This is a genomic window from Streptomyces sp. NTH33 (genome assembly GCF_003236365.1).
Taxonomy (GTDB): Bacteria; Actinomycetota; Actinomycetes; order Streptomycetales; family Streptomycetaceae; genus Streptomyces.
In genome coordinates, this window is record NZ_POTZ01000509.1 from 1 (window position 1) to 4753 (window position 4753).

Below are 4753 nucleotides of genomic sequence, written 5' to 3' on the forward strand. Positions count from 1 at the left end.
CACGCCGATCACTGATCCGGACGAGATCGCCCGCCTCGACATACGCCGCCGCGATCGCCTCGGCGGCACCCTCCACGAGTACCACCATGCGGCCTGACCTGCATGGACGAGATTTTCGGCAAGGGCACGTCCATCCCCAGCCTCTCGCCGACCTGCCGGGCCATGACCGGCCCGGCCGCCTGCCGCACGACGGCGAGGATGCGCTGGTAGTCCGGCGGAAGCATGGTCTCCTCCACGTCCGGCGCGCGGTGCGGGATCAGCATCACCGCCCGCCCACCCACCTGCCCGGGCGCTGGCGCGGCTGAGGCGCGCTCGTCGGCGATCTGCTCGCTCACCCGCTCAAGGACACGTTCGGCGACGGCGAGTTCGTCCCGCTCCGCCCGTATTTCCGCCAGCTGGTTGGCCAGCTGTTCCTCGAGTTCGTCCAGTTCCGCGCGCCGCGCGGTGATCCGTTCCAGCAGCTCGGGATCCACGCACCGGATCGTAGAAGGCGGCCCGGCCACAGTGAGCAGGAACTGGCGAACCGACCGCTCCGCCAGACGATCTACTCTGCGGACTGCCGCCCGCGACCAGCGTGAGCGACCCGAGAACCGGTCACACCAGCCCTTTGACCTGCGTCTTCAAGTTGGCGGAGGCTCACTGGGGTCCTTGCCACGGGAGCATCGGGATGTTCCTGGTGAAAGGCCCTGGTCATGCCGCAGATGTCGAAGGTCGAGCTGTACGCCGCGATCCGGCGCGACCACCGCGGCGGCATGACGATGCGGGAGATCGAGCGCAAGTACAACGTGTCGTGGCGAACGGTCCGCAGGGCGGTGGACTCGGTCTGGCCGGAGCCGCGGAAGAAGCTGCCGCCGCGCCCGACCGCGCTGGATCCGTACAAGCCGGTGATCGACGGGATGCTGCGGGCGGACCTGGATGCGCCGCGCAAGCAGCGGCACACGGTCACGCGGATCTTCCACCGCCTGGTCGAAGAGCACGGCGCCGACGTCTCCTACCAGATGGTCCGGCGCTACGTCGCGGACCGGAAGCCGCGGATCCTGGTGGAGTCCGGCAAGGCCCCGCTGGAAGCATTCGTGCCCCAAACCCACCAGCCCGGCATGGAGGCCGAGGTCGACTTCGGCGATGTCAGCGTGCGCCTCGCCGGCGAGCTGGTCACCTGCTACCTGTTCTCCTTCCGGCTGTCCTACTCGGGCAAGGCCGTGCACCGTGTCTTCGCTTCCTGCGGCCAGGAATCCTTCTTCGAAGGGCACGTGCACGCGCTGCGGACGCTGGGCGGCGTCCCCCGGAGCAAGGTCCGCTACGACAACTTGAAGGCCGCTGTCGCCCGGGTGCTGGGGCTGAGCCGGGCGCGGGTGGAGACCGACCGGTGGATCGCCTTCAAGTCGCACTTCGCCATCGAGAGCTTCTACTGCCGGCCCGGCATCGACGGCGCCCACGAGAAGGGCGGCGTCGAGGGCCAAATCGGCTACTTCCGCCGCAACCACTTCACCCCGGTGCCCGAGGTCGACTCACTGGCGGAGCTGAACGAGCTGGTCGAGCAGTGGGACCGACACGACGGCCGGCGCCGGATCGGGTCCCGGCCGCGGACGATCGACGAGTACTTCGAGGTCGAGCGGCCGCTGCTGCTGCCGCTGCCGGAGGAGCCGTTCGAGACCGGGCGGGTGTTCACGCCGCGGGTTGACCGCTACAGCCAGATCGCGGTCCGCACCAACCGCTACTCGGTGCCGGTGAGGCTGATCGGCAGGCGGGTGCGGGTGCTTCTGCATGCTTCTCACCTGGTGGTCTACGACAGGAACGTGGAGGTGGCCCGACACGAGCGGCTGATCGCGAAGGGTGGCTGCCGCCTGGAGCTGGACCACTACCTGAAGGCCCTGATCCGCAAGCCGGGCGCCTTCCCTGGCGCGACCGCGCTGGAGCAGGCCCGCTCGGCCGGCAAGTTCACCCCCGTCCACGATGCGTGGTGGGCCGCGGCGGTCAAGGCACACGGCGATACCGAGGGCACCCGGGCCCTGATCGAGGTGCTCCTGCTGGGTCGGCACATCCCGCACGAGCACCTGGTCGCCGGACTGGCCTCCGCACTACGTGCCGGGGCCCTGACCGCGGACGCGGTCGCGCTCGAGGCCCGCAAGGCCGCCCAGGCCGAGGACGAACCCCCGGCGCCCGTGCTGCCGTCCGCTCCGGCCGGGCAGCCGTCGGCGACGGTGACGTTCCTGCACGAGTGGAAGCTGGCTCACCTGCCGCCGGACACTAGGCCGCTGCCCTCGGTGACGCCCTATGACCAGTTGCTCCGACGCCGTCGCGTCAGCGGCGGTGACCAGCGAGAGGGAGAAGCACAGTGACCCTGCCCCGCCAGCGAGGCCTGACCGAGCAGGCCGCCACCACGGCCATCGACACCGCCTGCCGTCTGCTGCGGCTTCCGTCGATCCGGCAGGAGTTCGCCGAGATCGCCGATCGGGCGGCCAAGGACCAGATGACCTACCGCGGCTTCCTCGCCGAGCTGCTGATGGCGGAGTGCGACGACCGGGCCCGCCGCCGCTCGGAGCGGCGGATCAAGGCAGCCGGGTTCCCGCGGGAGAAGTCGCTGCGAACCTTCGACTTCGCCGCCAACCCGAACGTCGACCCGGCCACCGTAAACACGCTCGCCAGCTGCGAGTGGATCAAGAAGGGGCAGCCGCTCTGCCTGATCGGCGACTCCGGCACCGGCAAGTTGCACATGCTGATCGCCCTGGGCACCGAGGCCGCCATGAAGGGCTACCAGGTCCGCTACACGCTCGCCACGAAGCTGGTGAACGAGCTGGTCGAGGCCGCCGACGAGAAGCAGCTGAACAAGACCATCGCCCGCTATGGCCGCGTCGACCTTTTGTGCATCGACGAACTCGGCTACATGGAACTCGACCGGCACGGCGCTGAGCTGCTGTTCCAGGTCCTGACCGAGCGGGAGGAGAAGAACAGCGTCGCCATCGCCTCCAACGAGTCGTTCGGGGGCTGGACGAAGACCTTTACCGATTCCCGGCTCTGCGCGGCCATCGTCGACCGGCTCACCTTCAACGGCACGATCATCGAGACCGGCACCGACTCCTACCGCCTGGCCAGCACCCGGGCCCGGGCCGAGGAACCCGCCAAAGCCGGCTGACCACCGATGCACGGCGGTCCCGGATCAACTCCAGGAGCAGTCCGGGGCCGCCGACACGATGCACGCGTCGTATCTCAGATCTGAACTGAGCACTCATCACCACAATGACCCGGCGCTGACCAGCAAGGACCTGCACCGGCTGGACGAGGGTGCGTGGAAGGGAAAGTGCCTGAACCGCCGTACCCCCTGAGCGCCGGGCGCCTGGACTGGAACGTCAGCCCAACGTCTGCGTCAGCTCGCTTCGACTCGGTGAGTGAACGATGCGGCCGTAGGCTCCGTTGACGATCGGCATGTAAGGCGGGACGTGGCCGCACTCGATGTCAGCGATGATCGGCACGTTCAGGGAGCCGAGAGCATCGAGGACGGCTTCGTGCTGACTGAGGGAGCTGTTGTCCGGTGCGCTGGTCCGGCCGACGAGAATCGCGTTCGCCCGGTCGAAGAATCCAGCGAGCCTCATGCCGTGCAGGTTTCGGCAGATGGTGAAGGCGTCGTGTTCGGCTGCCTCTACGTACACGAGGAGCCCCTCCGGGGACTCGTTGCGGGCGAAAGTCGTGACGTCGAGGTAGGGCGTCCCCGTGAGATTGCACAGCGTCTCGATGCAGCCGCCGATCAGCCTGCCCTCAGCCTCCACGTCGCCACCGTTGTCGAGCCGGGTCCAGGTGCCCTGCGAGTCGAGCGTGTACTCACGTATGTCGGGGAAGGCGGCGAAGTCGTCGAAGCCTGCGGCCCGGTGGCGGCCAGGCGGGGCCTGCGTGAACCGGTGGCCCGAAGGTGCGGCGACGATATCGAGCCACGACAGCAGTCCCTCGGGTACGCGGTAGGGCGTGTCCATGAGGTTGTTGCCGTGGAGAGTCGCCGTGCCGGTGAGCAGTGTCAGCGGTGTGATGAGGGTGGAGATGTCGGAGAACCCGACGAGCCAGGTCGGCTCCGCCTCGCGCAGCCGGTCCCAGTCGAGCAGCGGGATCAGGTCGATCGCGGTCTCTCCGCCCCATGGCGGCACGACGGCCCGGATGGTGGGATCGGTCAGCATCGACATCAGCTCGCTCGCGCGGTCGGCGGCCAGGGCGCTGACATGTCCGGAACCGTCCATACACTGCCCGACGACGACCTCGTACCCGCGTGCCTGCACGTCACAGAGGGCGACATTCAGCCGCTCAAGCAATGCTTTCGCGACTCCACTCGACGGAGCGGTCACACCGACACGGTCACCGGGACGCAGGGGGCGCGGGTATCGAACTGGCATGCGCCGGATCTTGGCACAGCGCCGTGCCTGGACGACAGCGAGTTTTCAGCTTCAAGAACACTAGTCAGTCCCTGACGGGTGACGTCATTTCTCGGTTCTGGCGTACATTCCGTGAAAGATCTTGCTGGCTCTCGCCGGCAGGAGGCGCGCGCGTTACGTGAGCTGCGAGGACCACGCGTCACTGGAGGCCGGTGAAGCCGGACTCAAGATCGCTCACGGAATGTGTGCCAGAACCCATTTCTCGTGAATATGAACCGCCCCGGTTCGAATGGAGACTCGATTTCATGAAAGGATCGAGTCATGGCACGACCTTCCCGTTACCCGCTTGAGCTCCGCCGCCGCGCGGTGCGCATGGTCGCCGAGGTGCGCGACGACTA

4 protein-coding genes are annotated in these 4753 nt (G+C 68.0%); 2 read left to right on the plus strand and 2 right to left on the minus strand.

The genetic code is table 11. The features are described 5' to 3' along the window. Positions 1 to 8 precede the first annotated feature (8 nt). Positions 9 to 473: a hypothetical protein gene (locus tag C1I97_RS31725; protein ID WP_258382827.1), complete on the minus strand. Its 465-nt coding sequence runs from the start codon at positions 471 to 473 to the stop codon at positions 9 to 11. 228 nt (positions 474 to 701) lie between these two features. Here C1I97_RS31725 and istA point away from each other — a divergent pair, with 228 nt between their 5' ends. Continuing rightward, a complete protein-coding gene (gene istA, locus C1I97_RS31730; protein WP_220040878.1) occupies positions 702 to 2339 on the plus strand; it encodes an IS21 family transposase in 1638 nt (545 codons plus the stop codon). Continuing rightward, entirely contained in the window at positions 2336 to 3133 is a 798-nt protein-coding gene (gene istB / locus C1I97_RS31735; RefSeq protein WP_111006508.1) for an IS21-like element helper ATPase IstB, read from the plus strand. The genes istA and istB overlap by 4 nt, the downstream gene beginning before the upstream one ends. A 214-nt stretch (positions 3134 to 3347) precedes the next feature. On the opposite strand, the gene C1I97_RS31740 is transcribed toward istB, so the two are convergent. Next, positions 3348 to 4376: a S66 family peptidase gene (locus C1I97_RS31740; RefSeq protein WP_111006509.1), complete on the minus strand. Its 1029-nt coding sequence runs from the start codon at positions 4374 to 4376 to the stop codon at positions 3348 to 3350. Between the last annotated feature and the right edge of the window lie 377 nt (positions 4377 to 4753).

Excerpts from the sequence above, each read along its gene's own strand:
- istA (WP_220040878.1), top strand. The coding sequence starts at position 702 with ATGTCGAAGGTCGAGCTGTACGCCGCGATCCGGCGCGACCACCGCGGC.
- C1I97_RS31740 (WP_111006509.1), bottom strand. The coding sequence starts at position 4,376 with ATGCCAGTTCGATACCCGCGCCCCCTGCGTCCCGGTGACCGTGTCGGT.